The 2503-nt window shown below is 74.3% G+C and carries 1 protein-coding gene; it reads right to left on the reverse strand.

Features of this window, described 5'->3' with window-relative positions:
- Positions 1 to 63: 63 nt before the first annotated feature.
- On the reverse strand, positions 64 to 2503 hold a 2440-nt coding region (locus B7767_RS25740), incomplete at its 5' end, for a SpoIIE family protein phosphatase (RefSeq protein WP_085574278.1).

Consider the following 2503-nt stretch of genomic DNA (forward strand, 5'->3'; position numbering starts at 1 on the left):
ACCGCCCTCCCGCTCCGCGCCACGCGCGCACCGCCCGTCCGACGACCGGCGGCCGGGCGGCGGTCAGCGGCCGGGCCGCCAGTCGTACGCCGTCAGCAGCAGCGCCACGTCGTCCGGGCGGTCCTCGGTCCGGCGGGCCGTTCCGACCAGCCGGTCGGCGAGCTCCTCGACCGAGTCGGTGCGGCTGCGCGCCAGACAGCGCCGGACCACCTCGATGCCCGTCTCGATGTCGGCACCGGGCGTCTCGACGAGCCCGTCCGTGTACAGCGCGAGAACGCTGCCGGGCGCCAGGGTGAGTTCCGTGACCGGGTAGACGGCCTCCGGCTGCACCCCGAGCAGCACGCCACCGGGCAGGTCCAGGCTCTCCGTGTGCCCGTCGGGGTGGCGCAGCAGGGGCGGCGGATGGCCCGCCCGGACGGCCGCGGCACGGCCGGTGACCGGGTCGAGCTCGATGTAGCAGCAGGTGGCGAAGACGTCCGTCTCCAGCTCCGCCAGCAGCCGGTTGGTGTGGGTGATGACCTCCTGCGGCGGCCGGCCGCTGGCGGCGAAGGCGTGCACCGCGCTGCGCAGCTGTCCCATGACGGCGGCGGCCCCGACGCTGTGCCCCTCGACGTCACCGATGACCAGCGCCACCCCCCGTCCGGTCCGGATCACGTCGTACCAGTCGCCCCCGATGGCCATGCCCTGGGTGCCCGGCAGATAGCGGCCGGTGGTGAGCAGCCCGTCGATGGCGGGCAGCCGGTGCGGCAGCAGTCCCTCCTGCAGCCCCCGCGCCACGGCGGACTCGGCGTCGTACAGCCGGGCCCGCTCCATCGCCTGCGCGGTCAGCCCGCCCAGCGCGGTCAGCGCGGTGCGCTCCTCGGGGGTGAACCGGTGCGGCGCGTTCCAGCCGAGGATGCAGGAGCCGACCGGATGGCCGGAGGCGATCAGCGGCAGGAACGCCCAGGCGCTCATCGAGTCCAGGAGGAGCTGGGGGTAGGCGTTGACCAGCGCCTCCGGCGACTCGAAGAAGAGCGGCAGCCGGGTGGTCAGGGCGTGCACACCGGGCAGGTTCGCGTTGAGCGGGACCCCTTCGAAACTGTCGAGGAAGTGCTCCTGGTAGCCGGACTCCCACAGCAGGTGCATCCGGCTGTCCCGGATCGTGTACAGGGCGATCTCCTGCGCGCCGAACGCGGGCAGGAGCTGCTCGGCGACGGCCAGGCAGACGTCCCGGACGGTGACGGCCTCGGTCAGCACACTGGCCATCTGCACGACGTGGTAGAGGGCTCCCGCGCGGGCCGTCGCGACCAGCTCGGGCGCCGCTGCCGCCTCTCCGCCCGGCGGGACCAGGGGCCGTCCCGGCTCGGCCCCGGCGGGGGCGCTGGTGCGGAAGACGCGGCCGGTCAGCCCGTGCACCCCGGGATAGAGCACGAACCCCAGCCAGACGCCGTCCGGGTCCTGCACCAGGTACGACACCGGCTCCTGAGACAGCATCGCCGCCCGGTAGCGGTCCTCGTACGCCGGATCGCGCAGCCAGGTGAGCACCTCCCACGGATAGTGGCCGAGCATGTGTTCCAGGTCGTAGCCCAGCAGTTCCTGGCAACGGCGGTTGGCGTAGACGACCCGGCCGTCCTGGTCCAGGGAGAACACCCCGTCGGGCAGCCGCTCGGCGGCCTCCGCCGCGGTGACCCCGCCGGCCGCGTCGACGAGGGCGCCCACCAGGAGCCGGGCGGTCCCCTCCACCCGTACGACGTGCCCCCACAGTTCGACCGGCCGGTAGCGGACCCGCCCGTCGTCCCCGGCCTGGTCCAGCACCCTGAAGTGCCGGCCCCTGATCTGCCCGGTGTCCGCCGCCTCCCGCCGGCCCGCCCGCAGTTCGTACAGGTCGTCGGGGGACACCCGGCCCTCGACCTCCGCCATGGTGCCGCCGAACTCCTCCCGGGCGACACCCAGCAGGGACAGCGCGTCGTCGTCCCCGGTCCACCGGTCGCCGTCCAGGTCCCACTCGACCATGCCGACCGACACGGCCCCGAGGGAGGGGGTGGGCAGCTTCACGCTGACCGGCTGGTCGTCGTAGTCGATGCCGTACGCGACGGCCTCCGCGCCCTCCCTGCCGGGCATCCGGCGGGCGAACTCGGTGAGGCGCTCCTCCATGTCCCGCCCCGCGTCGCGCAGCGCCGCCCGCACCACCCGTTCGTCCGGCGGCTCCCCGGCGGCCGACCGCAGGACGGACAGGACGCCCACGGGTTCGCCGTCGACGTGCACCGGGTGGAAGGCGGAACCGAACGAGTACGGCAGCGCGGCGGTGAACTGCGGGAAGCGCAGCATCATGGCCCGCTCGTCCGGCAGCCACAGGCTCTCGCTCCTGCGGTACGCCTCGGACATGGGCAGCGCGCCGCCCACGGGCACCCGCCACCAGGTCATCAGCAGCGACCGCGGAACGCCGGCCACCACGCACAGCACCAGCGAGCGCCGGTCCCGCGAGCGCAGGTACACCAGTCCGCCGTATCCACCGATGTCCTGG

The sequence above is a fragment of the Streptomyces sp. 13-12-16 genome (genome assembly GCF_002114215.1).
Classification (GTDB): domain Bacteria; phylum Actinomycetota; class Actinomycetes; order Streptomycetales; family Streptomycetaceae; genus Streptomyces.